Source organism: Tateyamaria sp. Alg231-49, assembly GCF_900143535.1.
Classification (GTDB): domain Bacteria; phylum Pseudomonadota; class Alphaproteobacteria; order Rhodobacterales; family Rhodobacteraceae; genus Tateyamaria.
In genome coordinates this window covers 198,685-224,545 of record NZ_FRFA01000002.1, presented here as the reverse complement: position 1 = coordinate 224,545, position 25,861 = coordinate 198,685, and the positions used below count along the sequence as shown (strand labels likewise).

The window sequence follows — 25,861 nt, the reverse complement described above, 5'->3', positions numbered from 1 at the left end:
GTGGCGCACCCCCCCCAAAATCATAAGAATTCCCAATGAAAAAACTGCGCGGCAATCCAGTTATATCCAGCCTGTTGATGGTGTCGCCGCTGGCCACCGTTTTGCTGATCTTTCTGGTGCTTCCGATTGCGCTGATCGTGATCGTCAGCTTTTGGCGCGCGACTGAATTTTCGATTATTCCGGCCTTTGAGTTTGACAATTATGCCTTTCTGTTCGGATCACCCGTCACCTACACGGTGTTCTTCAACACGTTCAAATACGCATTGATCACATGGGCCTGTACGTTGGTCATCGGGTTCACCGTTGCCTATTACCTCGCTTTCCACATCCGAACCCTCACTTGGCAGATCGCGTTGTTCTTGCTGTGCACAATCCCTTTTTGGACCAGCAACATCATCCGTATGATCTCGTGGATCCCTTTCCTAGGGCGTAACGGGATCGCAAATTCGACGCTGAAGTCCTGGGGTGTGATTGATGAGCCGATTGAGTGGCTGTTGTTTTCGGACTTTGCCGTAATCCTTGCATTCGTGCATCTTTACACCCTGTTCATGGTCGTCCCGATCTTCAACACGATGATGCGGATCGACAAATCCCTGATTGAGGCCGCCCGTGATGCAGGTGCCAATGGAGCGCAAATCTTGTGGAACGTGATCATCCCATTGACCAAACCGGGGATAATGATCGGCACGATCTTTGTGGTCACACTGGTCATGGGCGATTTCATCACCGTGCGGTTCATGTCCGGTAGCCAATCGGCCAATGTCGGGCGTCTCATCTCAAACGACATCGCTTTACTGCAATATCCCAGCGCCTCGGCCACGGCGATCGTTCTGCTGCTGACAGTGCTGATCACAATCGCCATCCTGCTGCGCTTTGTCGACATCAGAAAGGAGCTTTAGGATGGAACCCCGCCCGCGGTCTTTCTACATCCTCAGCTGCTTTTTCGCACTGTTCATCCTGTTCCTTTATGGGCCGACCATCACCATCGGCATCCTGTCGTTCCAAGGTGAAGGCGGTGGGCTGACATTCCCTATGCGCGGGGTGTCGCTCTATTGGTTTTATGACCTGTTTGAACAACAAGCTGTGGGCGATATTTGGGGCAGTTTCCGGCGCAGCTTTGTTCTTGGGTTAATGGTCATGGTGGTTACCGTCGTGGTGTCCGTCATGGGCGGGCTGGCGTTTCGGCGCAAGTTTCCTGGATCAAGCATTTTATTCTACCTTATCATCACGTCACTGGTGATCCCATCGATCCTGATTTCACTGGGTGTAGGGCTGCTGTTTTCGCAATCAGGGTTGAACGTGCATTGGTCTACCTCGGGGTTCGGATCGCAACTGACGTGGACACTGCCTTTTGGTCTTTTGATCATGTTCGCTGTCTTCAACCGTTTCGACAAAAGCTACGAAGAAGCCGCCCGTGATCTGGGCGCTACACCTTGGCAAACCCTGCGCCATGTGGTGCTGCCGATCATCGCGCCGTCGCTCATTGGTGTCGCATTGTTCGGCTTTACCCTCAGCTATGACGAGTTTGCCCGCACGCTTTTAACCTCGGGCAGCTACAATACGCTCCCGCTCGAGATTTATGGGATGACAACAAATGTAACCTCTCCCGTCCTCTATGCATTGGGCACACTTACCACTGTTTTCTCGCTCATGATCATCGGTGTCTTTTTGTGTGTCGCGTTGATCGCCAATCGCCGCCGCGCGCGACAGGGGTCGGACGCCGGAAAGGGTGAGATATGATCGTCATTATCAATCCCAACTCGACCGCATCGATGACGGAAGCGATGGTTGAAACCGCTCTGAATGCAGCACCCGGCACGACCGTTGTCGGATGGACATCCACTAAGGGGCCGCCGGCCATTCAAGGTGAGCAAGACGGGAATGCAGCAATCCCTCCCCTTTTGGAACTGGTAAAAAAGGCGGATGAGGCGGGCGCCAAGGCAGTTATCATCGGCTGCTTTGATGACACCGGACTAGACGCAGCACGTGATCTCGCATCCTGTCCTGTCATCGGCATTGGTCAAGCGGCCTACCACGCGGCGTCGCTTTTCGGGAAGCGGTTTTCCGTTGTCACAACGTTGGACGTTTCAGTTCCTGTTCTTGTGGCGAACATCAGCAGCTACGGCCTGGCACAGAACCTGGGACGCGTCAGGGCAAGCGGTGTGCCGGTCCTCGCGCTCGAATACGATCGCGAAAATGCCACACGACAGGTACAAGAAGAAATCCGAATGGCATTTCGCGAAGATGATATCGACAGCGTTGTCTTGGGGTGCGCGGGAATGGTGCACATGGTCGACAACTGCGAAGACATACCGGGCAAGTTGATCGATGGCGTTCATGCCGCCATCAAATTGGCCGAGATGTTTTGATGCGGCCTTGCTGAAGGCGCGACTTCATAAAACGATGGTTGCGCGAGGGTACCAAACTTTCTGATCGCCATATGAAAAAGGCAGGCTCAGCCAGACTTACAGGCCCCTCTGACCGATCACCGTCCGAGCTTAAGGAACACGTCAAAAATCTCAGGGACAGTTCCGTCTCCTAAACCCGCGTCCACTGCCGCTTGAAGGTTAGAAGATGTCGCCTCTGCAATCGGTGCGACTGTTCCCATATCTTCGACCATTTTTACAAAGTAGCCGACGTCCTTATTTGCATTCGCAATCGAAAAACCCAGATCACTCACACCATCCACAGCGTAGTTTTTGCAAAATTGCATGAACGGAGAATTGGATGGCCCGGCGGACATGATGTCAAAGAGCTGCTGGCGATCAACGCCCGCACGCTGTGCAACGGCGAATGCCTGGCTCATCGCGCATACGGTTGTCATACCCATGAAGTTGTTGATTAACTTGGTCGTATGTCCTGCCCCAAGCGCGCCGACATAGAAAACGTTTTCGCCTTGAACATCGAGAACAGGTTTCACCTTTTTGAAAGTGTCTTGGTCACCAGCAGCCATGATATTCAGAAGACCGTCCTTGGCATGGGCAGGTGTGCGGCCAAGCGGGGCGTCGATCATCCCGGCGCCTTTCGCGGCCAAATCGGCACCTATCTTTTGGGTAGAGGCCGGGATCGAGGTTCCATAGTCGATCACCACTGCGCCTTGTTTGATGCCGGCTAAAATTCCCTGCTCGCCATAGATCAGGCTTTCGACAACTTCAGAGGTTGTCACGCACAGCATCACAATGTCGCTCGCCTCGGCGAGTTCTTTGGGCGAATTGACCTCTTTCGCTCCGCGTCCAACGACCTTGGCAACCGCGTCTTTGTTTCGCCCCATCACGACAAGCTCGAAGCCATTGTTTTGCAGGCATTCCGCCATATTGCCACCCATCAGGCCAAGGCCAATGAATCCCACTACTGGTTTAGTCATATCTTGTTCCTAGAAATCTGGTCTGCATTTGTTTTGTCGGCGAACGCTTGAATGCCTGCTTCGGCAACTTCGAGATCTTGTGCCGGTGTTCCCGAGCTCACGCCGATGCCTCCGACAACCTGCCCGTCCGATACCACCGGCAGGCCACCGCCAATCGCCACCATCCGGCCACCCAAGGCTGAGAATATCCCATGCACGGGCATGCCTGGTTGACTGGCTTCCGCCAAGTTATGGGTCCCCTTTCGGATACCGGCCGCGGTGTAGCTCTTGTCGATCGCGATGTTGATGCTTGGTGTCTTGCCCCCGTCCATACGCTCGAACGCGATCAAATTGCCGCTTTCGTCCGTAATTGCGATGCACATGGGGACATCGATCTCATTGGCTTTGGCCCGTGCGCCCGCAAGCAACACTTGCGCGTCCACGATGCTAAGACGTTTTATGGTCAACATGGTAACTCCGTCTTGGTTCTGGCGAGCTTCTGACTCGCGATTTAGTTAAACGTCTTCGGCATCAACAATCTGGGAAGCCATAGAGCGATTTCGGGGAACAGGATCACGAGCAACAGGATCATCAACATCGGCAGCAAAATGATCACAACGTCTCGCATGACCTGTACGACGTTCAGCCCGCCAATAGAGGCAGAGATCAGCAAGCACAGCCCATAAGGAGGGGTCACAAGCCCAAAGGCGAGCGAGATGATCCCAATGATTGCAAAAACGGTCGGGTGGATGTCAGCGGCCTGGGCCACGGGCAACAGGACCGTGCCCAAGATGATGATCGTCGGGATCGCATCAATGAACAGTCCAAAGAACAGGAACAACGCTGCAATAATGAGTGCCGTGCCAAATGCGCCTAAATGCAGCTCGACGATAAGACCAACAATCAGCGCAGGGACTTTGTAGAACGCGAGGAGCCAGCCAAACGCTGACGCCGTTCCAATTGCAAACAATGAAATCGACGCAAACCGACCTGTGTCGTAAAAGATGTGCCCCAAGTCTTTAACGTTCACAGTGCGGTAAACGAACATGCCAAGGAACAAAGAATATCCAGCTGCGATGATTGCGCTTTCAGTTGGGGTGACAATTCCGCCAACGATACCACCCACCACCAACACCGGCGTGAGCAATGCAAGAAACGCGCTTCGAAACGCATGCCAGATATCGCATAGCGAAGGCGTGCCTATTGTCGGGTAGCCATACACCTTTGCATAGCCGTAGACTGTCGCCATCAAGGTAAGACCGATCATGATGCCGGGCGTGGCCCCTGCAAGGAATAGCGCACCGACCGAGGTTTGCATGACTCCGCCCCAGACAATCATCAGAATTGACGGTGGGATGATGACCCCCATGACGGAAGAACACGCGGTCAGCGCAACGGCAAACCTTGCATCGTAACCTTCCTTCACCATCGCAGGGATAAGGATCTTTCCGCAGCCCGCAGCGTCAGCCGTCGATGACCCCGAGATGCCAGCAAATAACATCGAGACCGCAACGTTTACATGGCCCAATCCGCCGGGCATCCAACCTGTTAAGACACGCGACAGATCAATGAGCTTGTCAGTGATCTTGCCTGAGTTCATCAAGTTGGCCGCAAGTAAAAAGAACGGAACCGCCAGCAGAATGAAAGAGCCGTAGGATTGGAACATCCGATCCAACAAAATGAACGGGGTCAGCCGAATGTCCATCACCACGATAGGGATCGTCGCAAGGCCAAGGGCAAAAGCCACGGGTATGCGCAAAATGACGAGCGCGATGAAGCCACCAACAAGAATGGTACAGGCTAAACCAGTTGAAATGATCATGATGTTTCTTTCGGCCCATGGCGGTATGCCGCAAAGGCTTGGAACAATCGAAATCCCGCAAACAGGGTCCAAACAGCACCCGCAATTGGAACCGAAATGTGGGTTATCAACATATTCGCACGCATCATGGGAGAGTTTTGGATACTGCCAAACTTGGCGTACTCAATCCCATAAACCGCAAACAGAATTGCAAAGCCGGTGACCATCACCAAGACAAACCCATCTTGCAGAAGTTTGGAAAACGGTCGTTTAGCGTCTGGCATCACCCGCACATCAAAATGCGTGCCTTCCCAAACTGCGATCGTGGACCCGATCATGACGGCCCAGACAAAGATGAAGGTCGCCAGTTCTTCGGTCCAAAGATAGACCGGTATGATCCCTGTGTATCGGGCCAAGACCTGCATCCCCACCGGGATGGCCAGCACTGCAATCAGAACCCCCAAGAGCAGGCGCAGGACGTTGCAGAAGTTCTCAAGAATGCGTTCTACCATGACAAGAGCCTATTCAGCATGAGTGTCCATCGGCACGGGGTCGCACCGATGGGCTGTTCCTGGATATTCTCCGCTTATTTTGAACGGATCGCTTCCAAAAGATCGGATGCACCAAGTTCGGCTGCGTAGGCGTCTTGAACTGGAATAACCATCTCAAGCAATTTTTCGCGACCTGCGAACTCCTGCACTTGGACCTGACCGGCATCGATCATTTCCTGCATCTTTTCGCCATCTTGGCTGCTCTCAAGCGCGCGACCAAAAGCACCGGCCTCTTTGCCTGCCGCAAGAATGGCAGTCTGCAAGTCCGCTGGTAGTTTGCTGAACGTCTTTTCCGCCATCACAATTGGACGCACAGTGATTGCGTGCTTTGTCAAAGTGATATGTGGGGCAACTTCGTAGAACTTGAGGTTCTGGATGGACGCCGCTTCGTTTTCAAAGCCCGCGATAACGCCAGTTTGGATCGCGTTATAGACTTCGTTATAGGCAATCGCAGAAGGCGCTGCTTGAAGTGCATTGAAAATCTGCGCTTGGATTGGCGCACCCATCACACGCATCTTGTGGCCGGTCAGTTCTTCGATATTTCCAATTGGCTCTGCTGATGCCAAGTTGCGAACGCCGCCGCCTGCATATCCAATGACCCGGATACTCGCCTTTTCAAGCAGTTCAGCTTCGAGTGGGGACATGACGCCGCTTGCCAATGCTGTATCCCAATGCTCCAGATCGCGGAACAGGAACGGCATATCCATCAACGGGATCGATGGTGCAAAGACGGCCATGTTAGACGGAGCCATGATCGCATAATCGATCGCAACGCCTTGCTGCAGGAATGTGACGAAGTCGCTTTCATCACCCAATTCTCCGTTCAGGCTAAGCTCGAACGAGACTTCGCCGTCGTATCCAGCACCAACAAGCTCTTCCAGCTTACGAAGTGTCTTGGTGTAGGCGTGCTCTTCATCAAACAAGCTAGCACCGCGCAAATCAACGGATTGCGCCGAAGCTGAAAGTGAAGAAAGGGCCGTGATCGTAATAGCAGTCGCGCTCAAACGCGCGAAGTTTTTCAAGTTTAACATGTTTTCCTCCCAGAAAGTGTAACTCGCGGATCTATCTGTCAGACTAGTATACTAGTATGTTTTTTTGACTGTCAACGCAGAGGTCACTTTTTGTCTCAGATGCACGCCCTAACGCCTTGCAGGCCGAAGAAATCGTGCCGACGAATGTCTTCGTAGCTTAGCCCCGGACCAGTAAGCCGCCGCGCGCAAACACACTGAATGCAAAGGACTAAACTGCAATCGAAGCGCATGTTGGTGGCCCGCATCCCAGTGCATTCAAACAGCGATCCAAGACTTAAAGTCATTGAACGCCAGTGTTCTGGTCTCAGTCACTCACCTGCTGTAAATTCCATCAACGAGATTGCGTTAGCAGGGGGCCAACCATGTCGATCAGCATCGAAATCGCCCAGTTTTTGGCGAGCAACCAAACCACCCCTCCGCCAAGCCTCGGCCAGCGATATGACGCCAAACAATTCCTGCCAGAAGCGGGCAATACTGTTGTTTGTCATCTTGATTTCGACAACCCGACACATCGTGCTGTACTGAAGGCACGTCGTCGAATGCTGGCTTTACCGGATGCAGATCGGTTGCTCTTCACACCAATGAACAGTCTTCACATGACCGTATTTGAAGGTGTGATCGAGTCACGTCGAACACAGAATTCATGGCCAGCAGATTTCGATTGCGCGACGGCTTCGGTCGAAAGTGCTACGAAATCAATCCTTGCCCGCCTAACTGAGTTTTCACCACCACCCGGTTTTGCCGTGCGCGTAGCTGGATTGCGGCCGACTGGATTAATCCTCGAAGGGGCAACCGAAAAAGACGAAATCAATCTGCGCGCTTTGCGCGAGGCGCTCACGACGCCTTTCGGATACCGTCACGATGACCACGACAGCTACCAATACCACATGACGTTCGCCTATCCGGTTGGGTGGCTTCCCGATTCCGCCCAATCTCATTGGGAGGCCGAACTCTCATCAATACTCGCCGACCTCGCCAACGCCTCACCCGTTATCCCGCTCACGGCACCAGCCTTCTGTCAGTTCGCAAATATGAACCGGTTCGACGAGCTGCTCATTCTTGCCGATTAAGAAGTTTGGCTTCTGCGGCGCTTTTTCTGGGTCCTTAGTTATGGGTGTGCAGATGCCATATTGTCCGCAGTCAAAGCGCACCTTCGATAGATTTGATGAGCCGTTTCCTTTGGGTTCGAACTGGCCCTTCGCTACATACAGCTCAGGAGGCGGTTTTGGGAAATTCTGGCATCCCTGCCACCACGCCATATAGGTCAGGCCCGGCATTGCCTCCTGGTCCCTTGTTCAAAGCGACGGAGCCTCAGAGACCAGATCCGGCGATTTGAAACGGAAAAGCCAACATTGCGGCGCATGCGATCCTAGCGCGCCAGACGGCCGCAACTTCCTGCCAGATGAGCAAAAGCTCTTCATCTCTTTGACAAATGGTAGAGAGAGCTACGACCTCACCGCAACAACCATCCAGTCTCAGCCGCTACTCCGACCAGACCGCCAGTTTACGGTCGATGGTCTTCCGCGACACGCCCAGCCGACGTGCAGCTTCGGCGCGGTTGCCGTCACAGCGGTCCAGCATGCGTAGGATGTGGCGTTGGGTCACCAGATCAAGGTTCTCAATGGCTTGCGCGCCCGTCACACTGCCATCGCCCGAAAACGCATCCGGAAATGCGCCCAGGATCACCGACCTCTCGATCAAATTACGCAGTTCGCGTACATTGCCGGGCCAGTCGTATCGGCGCAGTTTCAGCAACGTCTCGGCATCCAGTTCAAGCGAAGGCATTCCAAGGCTTTCCGAAAAATGTGCCATAAAATGTGCAGCCAGTTCAACGATATCCTCCATGCGGTCGCGCAGATGGGGCATGTCGATCTTGACCACGTGAATGCGGTGATAAAGGTCTTCGCGGAACCGGCCCGCAGCCACGGCCGCTTCGATGTCGTCGTTGGTGGCGAACAGAAACCGCAGGTTCAACGGGATCTCACGCTCGGCCCCTACGGGGCGCACTTTTTTCTCCTCTAACACGCGCAGCAGGGCCGCCTGAACCGTTTCAGGCATCTGCGCGACCTCGTCCAGAAACAGTGTCCCGCCATCGGCCAGCAGCAGCAAACCGGGTTTCAGATGGTCCTCTCCTTCGACCGAACCAAAGAGTTCTTGGGCAAAGCGGTCAGGTTGCAGCGTTGCGCAGTTGATCGGCACAAAGGGGGCCTCGGCCCGGTTGGATGCATCATGCAAATGACGGGCGGCCAGTTCCTTACCCGTGCCGCTGGCCCCGGTGAACAGCACCGGCGTCGGCAAAGGGGCAAGACGGTTAAGCATAGTGCGTACCGTTTCCATCGGATCGGAGTTGCCCAGCAATTTGCCCCGCTGCGCGCCAGTCGACAGTTCACGGCGCAGCAGTGTGTTGTCCCGTTGCAGGTATTTGCGGTCCAGTGTCCGGGCCACAGCGCTCAGAATCTGGTTGGCGCGGAAGGGTTTGAGAACAAAATCACTGACCCCCGCTCGCAAGGCGGCAATGGCGGTTTCCAAATCCGCATAAGCGGTGATCATGATCACATCAGCAAAGAACCCTTTGCGCTGCTGCTCGTTCAGCCAATCAAGGCCAGTGCCACCGGGCATCAGGTTGTCGATAATCACCAAATCATATTGCGCCTCGTCCAGCGCCTTGGACGCTTGCGCAGGCGATCCGACAGCATGCACCCGCTTGACCCGCGCCTCAAACGTCTTGGTCAGAAAGTGGCGCATGCCCACTTCATCATCGATCACCAATATCGAAGCGCCGGCAAGCGATGTGCCGTACATGTCGGGCGTGGCCCGGGCCGTCTCGTTCATCGCCTAGTCCAGCCTGACCGCGTCACCCGAGTTGCGGGCTTCAACCGAGAAACCCATCTCTTGCAGCACGAAATACGATCCAATCGAAATCACAATTATCGCGGCAAAGCCCATTAACATGGCTCTCATGGTTCACTCCTTATTGGTGGCCGTGCGCAGAAATGCGATCAGGTCGGCCCGGTCTTGGGGTTGCGCGATCACCTGCATCGGCATCTTTGAGCCTGGAATATAGTGATCGGGGCCCTCGTCAAACAGGGCGTCGATGGTCGTTTCGTCCCAGACAATCGTCGACCCGTCCAGAATGGGTGAAAATCGATAGTCCGGCAATGTCCCTGCCCTGCGGCCAAATATCCCGTGCAGGGTCGGCCCGGCCTTGCGCGAAGGCCCCGCGTCAAGGCTGTGACAGATGGAGCATTTGCGCATGAACTGCCTTTCTCCATTGCTCATTGTGGCGGCGTCCCGCAGAAAACTGCGCCCTTCGCCACCCGCCGGATCATATGTGTCAAGCAGTGCCACAGGCCAAGCATAGATCACATCGTCGATGCCACCGGCATGGATAATTGTGCCGTCCTGCGAAAAGGCCAGCGCCCAGACCGGCCCCGCCCGCATGGCACGAAAATCGCGGCTGATCCGCCAGCTGTTTGTATCCACCATCATGATGTGGCCTTCGCCGTCCCCAATGGCCAGCTGACCCGTAGCTGCGTGATGCGTCAAGGCGAGGATCGGACGCCGATCAAGCGTGAAGTCGGCAATCTGCGCGCCGGTGTCGGCGTCCACCACCCTTGTGCCGCCGTCTACCGCGCCATAAGCCACCCAGCCGTCCCCGACATGTAACCTGTTGATCCCGAACCCATGCCGAACCACCGGACGCGGTGTATCCATAGTTTGCACGTCATAGCGCAGCAGATCACCTTTGGACGTAGCAGCAAACAGGGCCTTACCATCAGGTGTGTACGCCACTGCGTTCACCCCTGCTCCGGCATAAGGCAGGGTCACGGCCTGTCCCTGTGCCATGGGCCACAGGACAATATCTCCATCCCACGACCCGCTCGCAATGAACGTTCCATCAGGTGAGGCCGCCAATGAGGTGACCTTGCCCTTGTGCTGGCCAATCTTGCGCGGGGTGTCGCCCCAATGCCAAACAGCAAAGTCATCACCGCCTGAGATCAACGTCCCATCTGTGCCCTGCGCGATCGCAGTCACGGCCGCATCATGGCCTTCCAGCCAGCGGGGTTCGGGCCCATCCCAAACGCCGACAGAGTTGTCAAAACTGGCTGAGGCCAGTGTGCCATCCTCTGTCACAACCAGCCCCATAACGGGCCCACCATGGCCCTTATAGGTGTTGAAGTCCTGCGCCGCAGCGGGCAGCGCCAGACACAACATCAGACTACTCAGCAGGTGTCGCATCTTTGGGCGCAACCTTGCCTTTTGCCTCCAACTCTTCGAGCCAGAGCGAATGGTGTTGACGAGCCCAGGCCTCGTCCACCTCGCCCGATCCCATCGCGTCATAGGCACCTTCCATGCCAATCGACCCGATATAAATGTGGGCAATGATGATCGCCATCAGGACAAAAGCGACGATGGCGTGCCACGCTTGGGCGTATTGCATTTCTTCATGTGGGGCGAGACCAATGGGCAACGGCCCGTAGATGGGGAGCGTTTCAATGCCCACACTACGCATCAGATCAAAGGTCTTCATGAACATCGGCAGCTCGAAAGGAAAGAGTAGCGACACGCCAGAGAGCGAGATAGAACTCCCCAATAGAATGACGCTCCAGAAGATAATCTTTTGCCCGCCGTTGAACTTTTTAGCCGGCGGGTGTTTCGAGCCGATGATACCGCCCGCCTGAGCAAACCAAGTGATGTCTGTGCGGTTCGGAATGTTGTGCCAGACCCAAAGGAAGAACACCGCAATCAACGCCACAATGAAGGCCCACGCCACGTTGTTGTGGATGAACTTTGAGGCCAAAAGCAGCGTCGCATTGAACTCTTTGGAGATGTAGGGCGCGATGAACATGCGCCCGAACAAGGTCAAAAGGCCGGTGATCCCAAGCAGGATAAACGATCCGGCCAGCAGCCAGTGCGAGGCCCGCTCAAATGTTTTGAACCGGGTTACAGTGCGCCCAGTCTTTTCGTAATCCAGTTTGACCCGCCCGCGCAGGACAAAGAACACGAGCAGAAGCGCAATGGTGCCCAAAAGCAGATAGCCGCCGTATTTGGCCAGCGGCCCTTGGCGAAACTGTAACCACGACATGCCGCCATCCTGGATCAGGACAGAGGCGACTTCGCCCCCTGACGACACGGTGATGTCGGCCGATCCAAAACGCAACGCGCGCCACAGCTCGGGGTCAGAAGCACCGCCAAGCGTGCCCAATTGAGAGGCCATGCCGGCCGCACTGTCCGGGTCGCCTGTATTTTCACGGCGATAGGATTGGTCAACCTGTTCTCCCCGCTGTCGGGCCATGATGTCTTCGAGCGTTGTGGCACCGCCAGTGGCGGACCGGTCGGGTGCTGTTGCAGTGTCCTGTGCCATGGCCGGGAGGGCCAGAAACAGCGCTGTTATCACACTCAGAAGAATTCGCATGATTGTCCTCGATTAGATGCAGAGACCGCTTTCTTTGAAAGAAAGCCGGTCGGAAACTGTCAAAGGTCCCGGGAACAGATTTCAAAACCTGTTCCCGGTGTTCAAAGGCGCAATATGGTATCGCGCCTTTGGCTTTGCTTTTGCGGATCAGCCGCCTTGGTTGCCGTAGGCAGAACCCCAGCCCCAAGCGCCCGAGCCAAAGCCACGGGCCACGACGCGTTCGCGGTAGATGCCTGACACAACGTCGCCATCCCCCGCCAGCAACGCCTTGGTCGAACACATCTCGGCGCAGATGGGCAGCTTGCCCTCGGCGATCCGGTTGCGCCCGTACTTGGCGAATTCGGCGGTCGAGTGGGTTTCCTCCGGACCACCGGCGCAGAATGTACACTTGTCCATTTTGCCCCGGCTGCCAAAGTTGCCTGCTTGTGGGAATTGCGGCGCACCAAACGGGCACGCGTAAAAGCAATAACCGCAACCAATGCAGAGGTCTTTGGAGTGGAGAACCACCCCTTCCTCGTTTTGGTAAAAGCAGTCTACCGGGCAAACGGCCATACAAGGCGCGTCCGAACAGTGCATGCATGCCACAGAGATCGACCGTTCACCGGGGTCACCATCGTTGATGGTCACCACGCGGCGGCGGTTGATGCCCCATGGCACCTCATGCTCGTTTTTGCATGCGGTCACACAGGCGTTGCATTCAATGCAGCGCTCGGCGTCGCACAGGAACTTGGCGCGAGCCTGTCCTCCTAATGCCATGTCGTATCCTCCTTACGCTGTCCAGATTTTGCAAAGAGTGGCTTTCGTCTCTTGCATCTGGGTTACTGAATCATAGCCATAGGTTTGGGCCGTGTTGGTGGATTCACCAAGCACATAGGGGTCCGCCCCGTCGGGGTATTTGGACCTCTGGTCTTCGCCCTGGAAGTGCCCACCAAAGTGGAACGGCATAAAGGCTACGCCCGCGCCGACCCTGTTGGTGACCATTGCCATAACCTTGACCTTGCCGCCTTCGGGCCCTTCGACCCAGACCTGCTGACCATCACGCACACCAAGGTTATTGGCGTCCCGCGTGTTGATCTCGACGAACATGTCCTGCTGCAGCTCGGCCAGCCACGGGTTCGACCGTGTCTCGTCGCCGCCGCCCTCGTATTCGACCAGACGGCCGGACGTGAGGATGATCGGATAGTCCTTCGAAAAGTCCTGCTTTTGGATCGACGCATACAGCGTCGGCAGGCGGTAGGCATGACGGTCCTCGTAGGTGGGGTAATCCTCCACAAGGTCTCTGCGGTTTGTGTACAGAGGCTCGCGGTGGATAGGCACCGGATCAGGGAACGTCCACACGACGGTACGGGCCTTGGCATTGCCAAAGGGCGCACAGCCATGTGCAATGGCGACCCGCTGAATACCGCCCGACAGGTCGGTCTTCCAGTTGGTCTTGGCACCTGCAACGGCATCAATGGCAGCGCGTTCATCCGCTGTCAGATCACCGTCCCAACCCAGATCCATCAACATCTGCATCGTGAATTCGGGATATCCATCCTGAATTTCCGATCCAACGCTATAGACCCCTTCGGCCAAAAGGTTTTCGCCATCCCGCTCGACACCAAAGCGCGCACGGAAGGTCAAACCACCCTCAGCAACAGGCTTGGACATGTCGTAAAGGTTCGGCGTGCCCGGGTGGTTCATCTCGGGCGTGCCCCAGCTGGGCCATGGCAGACCGTAGTAATCGCCATCTGCGGGGCCACCAATGGCCTGCAAAGTGGTGCGATCAAACGTGTGCTGGTTCTCCATGTGCTTCTTGATCCGCTCAGGCGACTGACCAGTATAACCGACCGTCCACATGCCGCGATTGATCTCGCGCAGCGTGTCCTCAGGCTCGGGCGTCAGGCCATCTTCTTCCAGCTTGATGTTGCGGAAGAGACGCTCGTGGAACCCGAACTTTTGGGCGAGCAGAGCAATGATCTCTTCGTCCCGCTTGGATTCGAACAACGGATCAATGACCTGTTCGCGCCACTGGATGGACCGGTTCGACGCGGTGACAGAGCCACGCGTTTCGAACTGGGTACACGCAGGCAACAGATACACACCATCGGTGCGATCATGCAGCACGGCAGAGACTGTGGGGAACGGGTCGATGACGACCAGCATGTCCAGCTCTTCCATGGCCTTCTTCATCTCGACCATACGGGTCTGAGAGTTCGGCGCGTGGCCCCAGAACACCATGGCCCGGACTTTGTTCGGGTTGTCCATGTTGTCGGGATCTTCAAGGACACCGTCGATCCAGCGCGAGACGGGAATACCCGACAGGTTCTGAAGTGACTTTTCCTTGCCGTCGACACCGGTGGTGGTGGCAAACTGTCCACCCAGCCAATCGGCGTCTTCACCCCAAACGCGACCCCAGTGGGCCCAAGCGCCTGCGCTCAGACCATAGTAGCCTGGCAGTGTGTGGGACAAAACACCAAGGTCCGTGGCACCTTGCACGTTGTCGTGGCCGCGGAAGATATTGGTGCCGCCGCCTGCGGTGCCCATATTGCCAAGGGCCAGTTGCAGGATGCAGTAGGCACGGGTGTTGTTGTTGCCGTTGGTGTGCTGCGTACCACCCATACACCAGATCACGGTGCCGGGGCGGTTGTTGGCCAGTGTCCGGGCCACGCGACGCAGTTGCGAACCGGGCGCGCCGGTCACACGTTCGACTTCTTCAGGGGTCCACTTGGCGACCTCTTCCTTGATCTGGTCCATACCCCAGACACGGGTGCGGATGAACTCTTTGTCTTCCCAGCCGTTTTCAAAGATGTGGTACAGGATACCCCAAACCAAAGCCACGTCCGATCCGGGACGGAAACGAACGTACTCGTCCGCATGGGCGGCCGTGCGGGTAAAGCGCGGGTCACACACGATGACGGGGGCGTTGTTCTGTTCTTTGGCACGGAGCAAGTGGAGCAAGGACACAGGGTGCGCCTCGGCCGGGTTGCCGCCGATGATAAAGATCGACTTGGAATTGTGGATGTCGTTGTACGAGTTCGTCATCGCACCATAGCCCCAGGTGTTTGCAACACCGGCAACTGTGGTTGAGTGACAAATCCGGGCCTGGTGATCCACGTTGTTGGTGCCCCAGTAGGCAGCAAACTTGCGGAACAGATAGGCCTGTTCGTTGTTGTGCTTGGCCGAACCCAGCCAATAAACGCTGTCCGGGCCGCTTTCTTCCCGGATTTTCATCATGCCGCCGCCGATCTCGTCGATGGCCTGCTCCCATGAAACGCGCTTCCATTCCCCGTTTTCTTTTTTCATCGGGTACTTCAGACGACGCTCGCCGTGGGCGTGCTCGCGAACAGCGGCACCTTTGGCACAGTGGGCACCCAAGTTGAACGGGCTATCCCAGCCGGGTTCCTGCCCCGTCCAGACGCCGTTCTGCACTTCGGCAATGACCGTACAGCCGACCGAGCAGTGCGTGCACACTGACTTTTTAAGATCTACCTGCCCCGCGACAGCCGTCGCAGCGCTGGCCTGTGTGACGGTTCCGCCTGTGGCAGCAATCGCTGACAGACCCCCAATCACCAGTCCCGATCCGCGCAAAAACGCGCGGCGGTCCACCGAGGCACCTGCGGCCTCAGACAGGATACTTGTCCGCTGGGAGCGTCTCGCAACCCCGTTGGTCTTTTTCCTAAGCATTTCTCTCTCCCTTGCTTGCTCCCCCTTGGCGGGTTCGCTTGCTTGGCTTTATTCGGCTTCCAGCAGTCGGGCGTCACGCAACCAGTCGCTGTTCACCTGCCATGTCCGGGCTTATTCCCGGGCGCGGCCCTCCCTATTGGCTCGTTAGAACCGAGCGCTGTCAAAATACGCACGCGTGTGCGCGGTATCCTGCATTTTTTCCAGGCTCAGATCCGGCTCAGCCGCCTCTGCCCCTGTGGTCCCGGCTACTACCGCCGCCGCCGCTATGGGCGCCGTGGTCGTGGCCAGCTTCAGAAAGTCGCGGCGCGATGCACCCTCTTCTTTCTTGCTCATGCGAAAAGTCTCCTTTCGCTGTTTGAGGACGGTTGCCCGCCCCATTTGACGCGGATCACTCCGCCCCGCTCATCCGAAAGGCTTCCGCCTCTACAGACATGAAAATTTTACCGACCGTGCCCACGGGGCTGTAAAAGACCGAATTTTTGGCCTCTTCCAGATCGGTAAAGAAATGTGAGGCCCAAGGGGCCACATGGGTATTAAAGAACTGCTTTTGCGTGGTGATATCCGCCGGCTTGTCAAAGCGGCCCACAATCATCGCGCCCATCATTTCCATCAGGCTGGCAATGCTATCTTCGGGTTCAAACACGGTTTCGGATCGCTGCATGCCCTTGGCTGTCATCGCCTGACGCAGGGCGGCCAGCGGTTTTTCGTTCAGGAAACCGGTCAGGTAGTAGCTGGCGAAAGGCAACAATTCGCCCCGACCCAAACCAATGAACAGCTTGTTGAACTCGGATTCAGCGGCCTTGGGCTTGGTCACCTTTGCCAGCTTCGCCAGCGTGCCGATGGCCTGACCCAATTCGGTATCATCGCCAGACAGACCGGCAGTCTGGGTCAACAACATCTCTTCTGGCGGATTGGCCAAAAGGGCGCCGAGAAAGTTGTAAAGGTCCGCACGGGCGCGATCCATATCGCTGATCGTGGTATCGGGGGCGGCTGTCATATTGGTCTCATCCATCCTCAGGCAGTGTCAAAAGCAAACCGCATCCGGCGCTGGGGCATGGCCACTGGCGCGGGTTCGGGTTCTGGCAAAGAGTCAGGGGCGGCCGCCACGATCATAGGGGCCTCCTCCTCTTCGTCGGTCAGGGTTGGGGCTTGTGTCTTTTCGTCTTCATCCTCGGACGTCTCGTCCGTGATCTCTTCGTCTTCTTCTTCGTCATCGACAAAGGCGGTTAGCATACCTTTGCCTACCTGATACACGGTCTGCATATTCTCGATGACCATGGCCGCATCCGTGAAATCCTCGCCGTAATCCACCAACCCGTCGAGGTTTGCGAATATCGGGTTCAGCCGCCAAAGCCTGCGCAAAGCACGGGTCTTCAAACGCTGCGGCACCGCGGAATTCAAAAACTCGCGCACCTGATCAGGACTTTCCAACGCCTCAGGCTCCAGCAGGTCCAGCTCTGCCAAAATCTCTTCGTCCGACCGTTCGGCCAGCTTCGCGTCCTCTACCTCGGCCACACGCGCATGATCCAAAGCGTCTTCAACCTGCGCCTCAGCCTCAACATCAGCCCGGCGGCGAGACCAGAAATCGCGGGGTTTTTCATGTGCGCCGCTCAATGGATCCGCCTCCGCTGACGGGCGGGCGAGGCATAGATGTCGGCCACCGACTGAATACGCGGATCGCCAATGCCATCCTGCGTCAGATCAATGCGCTTCTTGTCGCGCTTGCGCTTGATGAACACCTCGTCCTGATGAAACGCGGTGACAAAATCCTGCACCCACGCCATCAGCCCTTCGGGCATTGGAACCTTCTCCACGATCTCTTCGCCGCTGTCGGTATAGTCCTGCGCTTCATAGGGCGAGGCCGTGACCAAGAGCACGTCAAGCGGTTCGGCGCCCTCATCCTCGCTTTCGCGCATCACCACATAGATCGATGGCACCTCGGCCGAGAGGCCATGCAGGTAGGCTTCGGTTTCGGCGCCGTGCAGATCAAGGGACAAGGTGGCGGCGTGGTACTCAATCGCTTCGCCTTCGCGGCGCAGTTCTTGCCAGTGGGCAATGCCCGCACCGGGCAGCACCGCAACCGCTTTCCAGCTGTAGGAGGCCCAGCGTGTCACGCCAGGAAGGCGCCGTAATACGACGCCCAAAGTCATGGACCGATGCTGGTCTGGGTTTCGGATCACCCTACGTCCTCCCGTTAATCTTATTAAACTGCCGGATTTTTCATCAGAGAAGAGCTTTCTGTCTCCCGAAGCGCCCCGAGGGCATGTTTTTGCAATTTGGCCAGCCTGTCCAAGGTCGTGACCCACCAAAGGACGAAATGTCTAACTCGACTGATTAAGTCGGGAATGCCGCCGCATACGAATTCGCGAATCACTACAGCCTTCTGGCATTGAATCGCTGCGTGCCATGCGACGAATTCGGTTTGTGAAGTCACGCGAATCATGTCTAGGCTGGCGACAACAGGCAGGCAAAAACGGGGCAAAAAATGCCCTTGCCGAGGGGGAGAATTACGTGGTCAAATCATTGATAACATGCGATTGTTTGGGCACTCAAACCATCGATGCAACGGCCTTGTCCGAGGCCACCGGCCTAGACGTCCGCCCCCCCTGTTCTGCCCTGTGCACCACGCAACTTGAACGCGCCCAAGCCGCCCTAGAGGGGGGTGACGCGGTTTTTTGTTGCACCCAGGAGGCCCGCGTTTTCGAAGAGCTGGCAGAGGGTCTTGATCGCCCTGCCCCCCATACGCTCGACCTGCGCGACCGCGCCGGTTGGAGCGCGGATGACACCCCAAAACTGCCCAAAATGTCCGCACTGATTGCCGAGGCGATGCTGCCAGAAGCCCAAGAAAAGACCGTTGATGTGATCAGCGAGGGGCTCTGCCTGATCCTTGGCCCCGCTGATGTGGCTCTGGCGGCCGCGGACCAGCTCAAGGATCATCTGGGCGTTACCGTATTGATCGACGAGCCCAGCGAAGTGCCTGACACCCGCGCCTTTGACGTTGTGCTGGGCAAATTGCGCCGCGCATCGGGTTCTTTTGCGGCCTTTGAGGTTGTCATTGACGCATTGCAACAAGTGGACCCGGGCGGGCGCGGTGCTTTTTCTTTGACCGATCCTCGCGATGGCGCCATTTCGCAATGCGACATTATTCTGGACTTGCGCGGGCAAACGCCCTTGTTCCCCGCACCGGAAAAGCGGGATGGATACTTGCGCGCCGATCCCACGCATGCGCTGGGCGTTGCCGCCGCCGTGATGGCCGCCTCGCACATGACGGGCACCTTCGAAAAAACGCTCTACGTCCAAACAGCCCCCCTGCTCTGTGCGCACAGCCGGGCCGAGCAAACCGGGTGCACCAATTGCCTTGATCTATGCCCCACCGGAGCGATCACATCGGCTGGCGACCACGTGGCAATTGACCCTATGATCTGCGCTGGCTGCGGCGCCTGTTCTGCCGCCTGCCCGTCCGGTGCAATCACCTATGATGCGCCACCAGTCGATCACACGATGCAGCGGGTTCAGACGCTGGCCAAGGCCTATCTCGCCGCTGGCGGCCACGCACCGCGCCTGCTTGTGCACGACGCCCATGGGGCCGAGATGATCCGTTTGTCGGCCCGCCATGGACGCGGACTGCCCGCCGATGTGATCCCGATGGAGATGTCGGCCATCGGAGCCTTCGGTCATGCCGAGGCGGTCGCGGGCCTTGCCGCGGGGTTTGCCACAGTCACGCTGTTGCCCGGCCCTAACGCTGATCTGCCAGCGTTGGAAACACAGATTGCCTTGGCAAACGCAATTGCTGGCGCAGGCAAGGGCACGCTGCTGGACACGACAGACCCCGATGCAATGAGCGCCGCGCTCTATGACCAAACAGCCCCCGCCCCCATCGAACAACCGGTCCGTCCAATGGGCACACGCCGCCAGATCACGCGTCAGGCCGCGAGGGCCCTGCACCCTGACACCGATCAGGTGCCGCTGCCCGACGGCGCGCCCTATGGTGCGGTTCTGGTCGATACTGACGCCTGCACGCTCTGCCTTAGCTGCGTGTCGCTCTGCCCGTCCGGCGCGCTTGGCGACAACTCCGACAAACCGCAGCTCAGGTTTCAGGAAGACGCATGCCTGCAATGCGGCCTTTGCGCCAATATCTGCCCCGAAGACGCTATCACCTACGAACCGCGCCTCGACCTGACAGACGCGGCCCTGTCTCAGGAAGTCTTAAACGAAGAAGAGCCCTTTCCCTGCATCGAGTGCGGGTCCCTCTTTGGCTCAAAATCCGCAATCGACAGGATCACTGACAAGCTCAAGGATCACGCAATGTTTGCAGGCGACAAATTGCGGATGATCCAGATGTGCGACAACTGTCGGGTGACGGCCCAATTCCATTCGACCGACAACCCGTTTCAGGGCGGCGAAAAGCCCCGCGTGCGCACCACCGAAGACTATCTGTCAAAACGGCGCGATCACTGATGTTCGAGCGGTTTACCCAAATCGGCAGGTTCGACGATGGCCACATAGGCCAGAATGGCGTCGAGGTCGTCCAGCGTCATAACAATGGGCGAAATCGGCGACGGGCGATCCAACGGGAAAGGCTCGGTTACGCCCTCAATCTGGGTAAACGCCTCGTGCGGGTTCAACACGAAAAAGGCAGCAAAGCGTGCCTCCCAATCCTCAAAACCCCGCATCACTGCAAAGCTGGGGGTCGAGCCGATGCCAAAGATGCCTCTGCCCCGCTCGGTCACGTGACAGCGGCTGCATTTGACATACGACACCTCTTTTCCAGCAATCGCTTCGCGCGATATTTCAACCGCGACGGTGGCGGCGGTCTCTTCTGGCGGCGGTGCAAAAACCGGCGTACCGTCAGGGGCGAACGACAGAATTGTGCGCGTCCCGATCTCAGATACCAGCCACTCGGCAAAACGGTCCGCACCTTTGGTGTCGCGCCGCTGATCCAGATGCCACACCGCATCAAGGCCGGAAAACAGGGGTCTACCCTCGGCACCCAGAACAATATCAGCCGCATCGACGCTGCCCACAATATCGACCTTAACCTGCGTTTTCAGGGAAAATCGCGGCTTGATGTGCTGAACCAGCCCGCTTTCGATCAGCGCCGGCGGCGCGTAAAGCGAGACTTGTCGGTCATCTGCCCTTGCAAGGCCGGGCAACAACATCACTATCAAAACAACAAGGATGCGCATGAGGCCAGATTAGGCACCCCACCCGCATTCCGTCAACGACAAGGAGAGCAAAACCCATGAGCGACGACTTCAACATGTCCATGCGCAAATTCCTGAAACAGGTCGGCGTGACCTCGCAGCAGGCGATCGAAGAGGCGGTGCGCACGGGCGGCGCCAGTGGCAAAAGCTACGCGGTCAAGGCTGTGATCACCATCGAAGAGCTGGGGATGACCCACGAGGTCTCCGGCACAATTTCCGGGCAGGACTGACGCGTGAGCACAAGCAGGGAACAAGTACTCGACGTTCTCAAGGGCCTCGAGGCACCGGGCGGCGACATCGTGTCCAGCGGTGTGATGCGGGCGTTGAATGTGGCGGACGGCGCTGTGCGCTTTGTGATGGAAATCAACCCGGCAGACGCCGCGATCTATGAAGACATCAAAAGCAAGGCCGAGGCCGCTTTGGGCGCGATGGAGGGCATCAATCAGGTGTCCATCGTGCTGACCGGCCACACCGAAAAGGCCCCCCCACCTGACCTGCGCCCGTCCAAAGCGGCAGAGCCGAAAGGCCCGCAGAAAATCCCCGGTATCGACCGCATTCTGGCGATTGCATCGGGCAAGGGCGGCGTGGGCAAATCGACCGTGTCCGCCAATATCGCCTGCGCGCTTGCGCAACAGGGGCGGCGCGTTGGTCTTTTGGACGCTGATGTTTACGGCCCGTCGCAGCCACGCATGCTCGGCGTGTCCGGGCGCCCCGCTTCACCCGATGGCAAGACGATCCTGCCGATGCGCAACCATGGCGTGACGATGATGTCTATCGGCCTGATGACGAACGAGGATCAGGCGGTGGTCTGGCGTGGCCCCATGCTGATGGGCGCGTTGCAACAGATGATGACGCAGGTCCAATGGGGTGCACTCGATGTGCTGATCGTGGATCTGCCGCCGGGCACCGGCGACGTGCAGATGACGCTGGCACAAAAAGCCCCGGTGGATGGTGCGATCATAGTATCCACACCGCAGGATGTGGCCATGATTGACGCCCGCAAAGGCATCGACATGTTCAACCAGTTAAATGTGCCCATCGTCGGCATGATCGAGAATATGAGCACGCATATCTGTTCAAACTGCGGCCATGAAGAGCATGTGTTTGGCCACGGCGGCGTCGCGGCAGAAGCCGCAAAACTGGACATCCCTCTTTTGGCCGAGGTGCCGCTGGATCTGCAAATCCGCCTTGCCTCTGACGGGGGCGCACCGATCACTGTCAGTCAGCCAGACGGACCACAAGCCAAGGCGTTTCAGGACGTCGCGGCGGCCCTCATTGCAAAGGGTGTCGCATGAGTGACGCACCAGAGGTCACCTTTCCACCACTGATGTGGGGCGAAGCCGCACCCGACCACGCTTTTGACCATGCGGTGATGAAGGCGACGCTGGGGTGTGACGCCGGTCTTATCGCTTACAAATTGCGGGCCGATGCGCTGGAAGCAGCCTTGGTTTTCGCACCCGAGGTGCCATTGCAGACGGCCATGGCCATGCTGCCTCTGTGCGGTGTGGGTCTGCAAAACGCGTTGGGCGCGTTGGCTCCGCCCGAAGTTGCCGTGCATCTCGACTGGTACGGCGGCATTCGCGTGAACGGCGCGCGCTGCGGCGCATTTCGAGCGATGGCGTCAGACACTGATCCAAAGGCCGTACCTGATTGGCTGGTGGTGGGCTTTACTCTGCCGCTTGTCCCCCCCTTTGAAGACACCGGCCTGACCCCGGATGAAACCGCGCTGTTTGCCGAGGGGTGCGCCGATGTCTCACCGCCTCACCTGCTCGAGGCTTGGGCGCGCCATACCTTGAATTGGCTGAACCGATGGGAAACAGACGGCAGCGCCAGTCTGCATTCCGAGTGGCGCGGCATTGCGCATGGCATTGGCGAAGAGGCGACTAACCAGTCTCTGACCGGCACATTTCTTGGCATCGACGAAGAGTTTGGCATGCTCTTGCGTGACGCAGACTCAACCCATCTGATCCCTCTCACCACCGTCCTGGAGACCACGTGATGAAACTCGCCCGCGCGATCCACTTTGACGAAAGCGACATGAACGTCTTTGCCAGCCCGGCCCGCACCGGCGAATGGTGCATTTCCGGCGGCTTTGAGTTCTCCGACTGGGGCGAAGGCGATCTGACCGGCAAAGCGCGACAAGCCTTTGCAAACGGGTGGCTTGGTCTGGAAACCGGCGGGCGCGTGACATTCGTTGCTGTGACACAGCTGGAACAGCCCGAGTTGGAAACGCTAACCGCGCTTTTGGCCCAACACTTCGTTACCTATTACGGGGCACCTTCGGTTGAGGCGGCCACGCCTGTGGCGTCCGAAGAGTTGGCCCACATGGTCGAGCTTTGCGAAGATCATGGCCCCAACACTCTGCTGACCGTCGCCCGAGAGTTGACAGAGTCGGGGGTCCGCGAAGCGTTCCGCTCGATCCAGCCGCAGGATGCGGGGCTGGATCAGTTCGCCATTCATGGTGATATGGATCACTGACTATCGGACACGGCTTATTTCGCGTTGAACACAAAAAGTGTTTCGCCATCAATCATATAGCCATCGATCAAAGCAGCAGCGCGCGGTGACGTGAGCCACCCTTCCAGCTTGTTCACCAGTTCGGCTTTGACGTGCGGATGCCGGGCGGGATCTACAGGCAAAAAGGCATATTGGTTGAACAACACCGGGTCGCCTGCAAACAACAGCGCCAGATCACCCTTATTTCCGAAATTCAGCCAACTGGCCCGGTCCGATATGATGTAGGCGTCAAGGCCCGACGCGGTGTTCAGTGCAGCGCCCATTCCTGAGCCAACCGCGCGATACCACGGCCCAAAACTGTCCGGGTCAAGACCCGCGCCAGTCCACAAACTCACTTCTTTCTTATGAGTCCCGCTGTCGTCGCCACGGCTGACAAAACTGGCCTCTCCCGCCGCTATGGCAGACAGCGCATCCGTGACCTCAGCCGCGCCCTGAATGCGCGCAGGGTCCGCAGCAGGGCCTATCAGGACAAAGTCATTGTACATGATCTCGCGTCGGTGCGTGCCGTATCCGTCAGCAACAAACGCCTCTTCAGACGCCCGGGAATGGACAAGGATCGCATCGACATCCCCCGCCTGACCAAGCTTGAGCGCCTGCCCCGTGCCAACCACCAACAACTGCACCTCCAAACCCAAGTCATCCTTGATTTCGGGCAACAGAACTTCGGCCAGACCGGAGTTGTGAAAGGACGTTGTGACCGCCATGCGCAGCGCATCGGCATGGGCGATGCCAGTTGCAAAAATGGCAAGAATGGCCAATCCCAGTGTCTGTTTCATTCGACAATGTCTCCATTGATAAATGCCCGCGCCTCGGGCGTCGTTGCGGTGTCAAAGAATGCAGATGCGGGTGCGGTTTCGTGCACTTTGCCGCCCAACATGAACACAACCAGATCGCCGATGCGCCGGGCCTGACCCATGTCATGCGTCGACAGGATCAGGCGCGTTCCATCCGCCTTGGCTTGCTGCAGAATGCCCTCAATCTCGCGCGTGGCCCGCCCGTCAAGCGAGGCGGTTGGTTCGTCCAGAAACACCAATGCGGGGTTTGTGATCAAGGCCCGGGCGATGGCCAGCTTTTGTTGTTCACCACCTGACAAAACCCCTGCCCGATGGCCCAGCAATTGCGAAAGGCCAACCCGCTCTGCCCACTCCCGCGCCGCCGTGCGCGCCTCCGCTTTGGCCACACGCCGCAAACGCAACGGGTAGGTCAGGTTTTCTTCGACCGTACGACGCAAGACGATGGGTCGCTGAAAGACAAAGGCCTGATGGTGCCGCGCCTGATCCGTCGCACAAGCCCAATTGATACGCCCGCCGGTCAGCCGCGCAGTACCGTGCATCAACCGCAAAAGCGTGGTCTTGCCCGCCCCGTTCGGCCCAATCACCACGCACAACCCCTCACCGTCAAGCCGCAGATCAACCGGCCCGACAAGGCGCTTGCCACGACGCGAGGTCTCGGCGCCCTCAAGGGTCAAGGGAAACAGTTCGGTCACCATCGGCTGTCCCGTTCCGTTTGGCCCACCCAGTGGATCGCCAGATTTACGCTCAGTGCCAAAGCGATCAGGACAAATCCCAAAGCAAGCGCGAGCGCAAACTGACCCTTGCCGGTTTCCAGTGCGATGGCGGTGGTCAAAACGCGGGTCGCGTGGTCGATGTTGCCGCCCACGATCATGATGGCTCCAACCTCGCCGGTCCCACGGCCAAACCCAGCCAAGGCGGCCGTCAACAGCGCACGCCGTGCATCCCACAAAAGCGTGCGGATTTTTTGAAACTGCGAAACGTTAAGTGAAATGAGCAGGTCGTGATATTCCGCCCAGAGGTCGCGCAATGACTGGTGCGCGATTGAGGCGATGAGAGGCACAATGATGATCACCTGCGCCACGATCATTGCGGTTGGGGTGAACAGCAACCCAAGCGCGCCCAATGGTCCTGAACGGGACAGAAAAATATAGACGATCAATCCCACGACCACGGGCGGCAACCCCATAAGCGCGTTCAAAATGGCAATCACGGTGCGTCGCCAACGAAACCGGCGGACCGCCAGAAGTGCAGATAACGGGAGGGCGATCAGGCAGGCGATAACCAACGCGGTCAGGGTGACGCGAAGCGAGCGGAGCGCGATCTCTGCCAACTCTGCATCGAATGTGACGACCAGCCAAAAGGCTTGGTACAACCCTTCCCATAGATCGACGATGGCCGATCCTCCCTGCACTTTTCGACGCCAAATTTGACCGTTTTTGCGGGGTGTTACCAGCCCTGTTTGCGGGTTTCCCCAGCTTGTCCCAAGGGGCGCCATAAGCGCGCAGGCAGCGGGCCCTTTTGTCCAAAGGCTGCAAAAT

28 protein-coding genes are annotated in these 25,861 nt (G+C 57.6%); 9 read left to right on the top strand and 19 right to left on the bottom strand.

All coding sequences use genetic code 11. The features are described from left to right. Positions 1–35: 35 nt before the first annotated feature. Genes DHN60_RS04735 through DHN60_RS04725 form a run of 3 tightly spaced genes read left to right on the top strand, consistent with a single transcriptional unit; the run spans position 36 to position 2,369 of the window. Positions 36–899 carry an ABC transporter permease gene (locus DHN60_RS04735; RefSeq protein ID WP_108836133.1) on the top strand — a complete coding sequence of 288 codons (864 nt, stop codon included), beginning with the start codon at positions 36–38 and terminating at the stop codon, positions 897–899. A gap of 1 nt (position 900) precedes the next feature. Continuing rightward, positions 901–1,740, top strand: coding sequence for an ABC transporter permease (locus DHN60_RS04730; protein WP_108836132.1), 840 nt, complete (start codon positions 901–903; stop codon positions 1,738–1,740). Further along, a complete protein-coding gene (locus tag DHN60_RS04725; RefSeq protein WP_108836131.1) occupies positions 1,737–2,369 on the top strand; it encodes an aspartate/glutamate racemase family protein in 633 nt (210 codons plus the stop codon). Before DHN60_RS04730 ends, DHN60_RS04725 begins: the two co-directional genes overlap by 4 nt. 116 nt (positions 2,370–2,485) lie before the next feature. Here DHN60_RS04725 and DHN60_RS04720 read toward each other — a convergent pair whose 3' ends face one another. The 5 genes from DHN60_RS04720 to DHN60_RS04700 form a co-directional block, all read right to left on the bottom strand. Beyond that, a complete protein-coding gene (locus tag DHN60_RS04720; RefSeq protein WP_108836130.1) occupies positions 2,486–3,364 on the bottom strand; it encodes an NAD(P)-dependent oxidoreductase in 879 nt (292 codons plus the stop codon). Then, positions 3,361–3,813: a heme-binding protein gene (locus tag DHN60_RS04715; protein WP_108836129.1), complete on the bottom strand. Its 453-nt coding sequence runs from the start codon at positions 3,811–3,813 to the stop codon at positions 3,361–3,363. The genes DHN60_RS04720 and DHN60_RS04715 overlap by 4 nt, the downstream gene beginning before the upstream one ends. 41 nt (positions 3,814–3,854) lie before the next feature. After that, positions 3,855–5,165: a TRAP transporter large permease gene (locus DHN60_RS04710; RefSeq protein WP_108836128.1), complete on the bottom strand. Its 1,311-nt coding sequence runs from the start codon at positions 5,163–5,165 to the stop codon at positions 3,855–3,857. Further along, the gene (locus DHN60_RS04705; RefSeq protein ID WP_108836127.1) at positions 5,162–5,656 is read right to left on the bottom strand and encodes a TRAP transporter small permease; all 495 of its coding nucleotides are present in this window, start codon (positions 5,654–5,656) and stop codon (positions 5,162–5,164) included. The genes DHN60_RS04710 and DHN60_RS04705 overlap by 4 nt, the downstream gene beginning before the upstream one ends. 74 nt (positions 5,657–5,730) lie before the next feature. Beyond that, positions 5,731–6,726: a TRAP transporter substrate-binding protein gene (locus DHN60_RS04700; protein ID WP_108836126.1), complete on the bottom strand. Its 996-nt coding sequence runs from the start codon at positions 6,724–6,726 to the stop codon at positions 5,731–5,733. A 362-nt stretch (positions 6,727–7,088) separates the two neighbouring features. On the opposite strand from DHN60_RS04700, the gene DHN60_RS04695 reads away from it, so the two are divergent. Next, on the top strand, positions 7,089–7,796 hold the full coding sequence (locus DHN60_RS04695; protein WP_108836125.1) for a DUF1868 domain-containing protein: 708 nt from the start codon (positions 7,089–7,091) through the stop codon (positions 7,794–7,796). A 412-nt stretch (positions 7,797–8,208) separates the two neighbouring features. Here DHN60_RS04695 and DHN60_RS04690 read toward each other — a convergent pair whose 3' ends face one another. The 10 genes from DHN60_RS04690 to DHN60_RS04650 all read right to left on the bottom strand — a co-directional run bounded on the left by DHN60_RS04690 (position 8,209) and on the right by DHN60_RS04650 (position 17,958). Then, positions 8,209–9,558 (bottom strand): sigma-54 dependent transcriptional regulator, encoded by a 1,350-nt coding sequence (locus DHN60_RS04690; protein ID WP_108836124.1) that lies wholly within the window; start codon positions 9,556–9,558, stop codon positions 8,209–8,211. Between the two features lie 3 nt (positions 9,559–9,561). Next, positions 9,562–9,687, bottom strand: a complete 126-nt coding sequence (locus DHN60_RS22820) for a hypothetical protein (RefSeq protein WP_255415557.1) — start codon at positions 9,685–9,687, stop codon at positions 9,562–9,564. A 3-nt stretch (positions 9,688–9,690) separates the two neighbouring features. Continuing rightward, positions 9,691–10,965, bottom strand: a complete 1,275-nt coding sequence (locus DHN60_RS04685; RefSeq protein ID WP_108836123.1) for a c-type cytochrome — start codon at positions 10,963–10,965, stop codon at positions 9,691–9,693. Continuing rightward, entirely contained in the window at positions 10,946–12,142 is a 1,197-nt protein-coding gene (locus DHN60_RS04680; protein ID WP_108836122.1) for a formate dehydrogenase subunit gamma, read from the bottom strand. Before DHN60_RS04680 ends, DHN60_RS04685 begins: the two co-directional genes overlap by 20 nt. A 147-nt stretch (positions 12,143–12,289) precedes the next feature. Next, positions 12,290–12,898, bottom strand: a complete 609-nt coding sequence (gene fdh3B, locus DHN60_RS04675) for a formate dehydrogenase FDH3 subunit beta (protein ID WP_108836121.1) — start codon at positions 12,896–12,898, stop codon at positions 12,290–12,292. Between the two features lie 12 nt (positions 12,899–12,910). After that, positions 12,911–15,808, bottom strand: a complete 2,898-nt coding sequence (locus DHN60_RS04670) for a formate dehydrogenase subunit alpha (RefSeq protein ID WP_108836120.1) — start codon at positions 15,806–15,808, stop codon at positions 12,911–12,913. Between the two features lie 144 nt (positions 15,809–15,952). Continuing rightward, positions 15,953–16,141: a twin-arginine translocation pathway signal protein gene (locus DHN60_RS04665; protein ID WP_108836344.1), complete on the bottom strand. Its 189-nt coding sequence runs from the start codon at positions 16,139–16,141 to the stop codon at positions 15,953–15,955. A gap of 55 nt (positions 16,142–16,196) precedes the next feature. Beyond that, a complete protein-coding gene (locus DHN60_RS04660; RefSeq protein WP_108836343.1) occupies positions 16,197–16,805 on the bottom strand; it encodes a molecular chaperone in 609 nt (202 codons plus the stop codon). A 17-nt stretch (positions 16,806–16,822) separates the two neighbouring features. Further along, positions 16,823–17,422, bottom strand: a complete 600-nt coding sequence (locus DHN60_RS04655; protein ID WP_108836119.1) for a DUF3306 domain-containing protein — start codon at positions 17,420–17,422, stop codon at positions 16,823–16,825. Next, positions 17,419–17,958, bottom strand: a complete 540-nt coding sequence (locus DHN60_RS04650) for a DUF3305 domain-containing protein (RefSeq protein ID WP_108836118.1) — start codon at positions 17,956–17,958, stop codon at positions 17,419–17,421. Before DHN60_RS04650 ends, DHN60_RS04655 begins: the two co-directional genes overlap by 4 nt. A gap of 361 nt (positions 17,959–18,319) precedes the next feature. Between DHN60_RS04650 and DHN60_RS04640 the strand changes: the two genes are divergently transcribed. Beyond that, positions 18,320–20,266: a 4Fe-4S binding protein gene (locus DHN60_RS04640; protein ID WP_108836342.1), complete on the top strand. Its 1,947-nt coding sequence runs from the start codon at positions 18,320–18,322 to the stop codon at positions 20,264–20,266. Here the strand turns inward: DHN60_RS04640 and DHN60_RS04635 are convergent. Beyond that, the gene (locus tag DHN60_RS04635; protein WP_108836116.1) at positions 20,260–20,994 is read right to left on the bottom strand and encodes a hypothetical protein; all 735 of its coding nucleotides are present in this window, start codon (positions 20,992–20,994) and stop codon (positions 20,260–20,262) included. The two genes, DHN60_RS04640 and DHN60_RS04635, sit on opposite strands and share 7 nt — an antisense overlap. Before the next feature lie 56 nt (positions 20,995–21,050). On the opposite strand from DHN60_RS04635, the gene DHN60_RS04630 reads away from it, so the two are divergent. Genes DHN60_RS04630 through DHN60_RS04615 form a run of 4 tightly spaced genes read left to right on the top strand, consistent with a single transcriptional unit; the run spans position 21,051 to position 23,490 of the window. Then, entirely contained in the window at positions 21,051–21,242 is a 192-nt protein-coding gene (locus tag DHN60_RS04630; protein ID WP_108836115.1) for a DUF6494 family protein, read from the top strand. Positions 21,243–21,245: 3 nt separating this feature from the next. Next, positions 21,246–22,307 carry an Mrp/NBP35 family ATP-binding protein gene (locus tag DHN60_RS04625; protein ID WP_108836114.1) on the top strand — a complete coding sequence of 354 codons (1,062 nt, stop codon included), beginning with the start codon at positions 21,246–21,248 and terminating at the stop codon, positions 22,305–22,307. Further along, positions 22,304–23,011, top strand: coding sequence for a biotin/lipoate--protein ligase family protein (locus DHN60_RS04620; RefSeq protein ID WP_108836113.1), 708 nt, complete (start codon positions 22,304–22,306; stop codon positions 23,009–23,011). The genes DHN60_RS04625 and DHN60_RS04620 overlap by 4 nt, the downstream gene beginning before the upstream one ends. Next, on the top strand, positions 23,011–23,490 hold the full coding sequence (locus DHN60_RS04615; RefSeq protein WP_108836112.1) for a DUF6505 family protein: 480 nt from the start codon (positions 23,011–23,013) through the stop codon (positions 23,488–23,490). The genes DHN60_RS04620 and DHN60_RS04615 overlap by 1 nt, the downstream gene beginning before the upstream one ends. 14 nt (positions 23,491–23,504) lie before the next feature. Here the strand turns inward: DHN60_RS04615 and DHN60_RS04610 are convergent, their stop codons facing one another. Genes DHN60_RS04610 through DHN60_RS04600 form a run of 3 tightly spaced genes read right to left on the bottom strand, consistent with a single transcriptional unit; the run spans position 23,505 to position 25,716 of the window. After that, positions 23,505–24,305, bottom strand: coding sequence for a substrate-binding domain-containing protein (locus DHN60_RS04610; protein WP_108836111.1), 801 nt, complete (start codon positions 24,303–24,305; stop codon positions 23,505–23,507). Further along, positions 24,302–25,018: an ATP-binding cassette domain-containing protein gene (locus DHN60_RS04605; RefSeq protein ID WP_108836110.1), complete on the bottom strand. Its 717-nt coding sequence runs from the start codon at positions 25,016–25,018 to the stop codon at positions 24,302–24,304. Before DHN60_RS04605 ends, DHN60_RS04610 begins: the two co-directional genes overlap by 4 nt. Continuing rightward, on the bottom strand, positions 25,012–25,716 hold the full coding sequence (locus tag DHN60_RS04600; RefSeq protein WP_108836341.1) for an ABC transporter permease: 705 nt from the start codon (positions 25,714–25,716) through the stop codon (positions 25,012–25,014). The genes DHN60_RS04605 and DHN60_RS04600 overlap by 7 nt, the downstream gene beginning before the upstream one ends. Positions 25,717–25,861 lie beyond the last annotated feature (145 nt).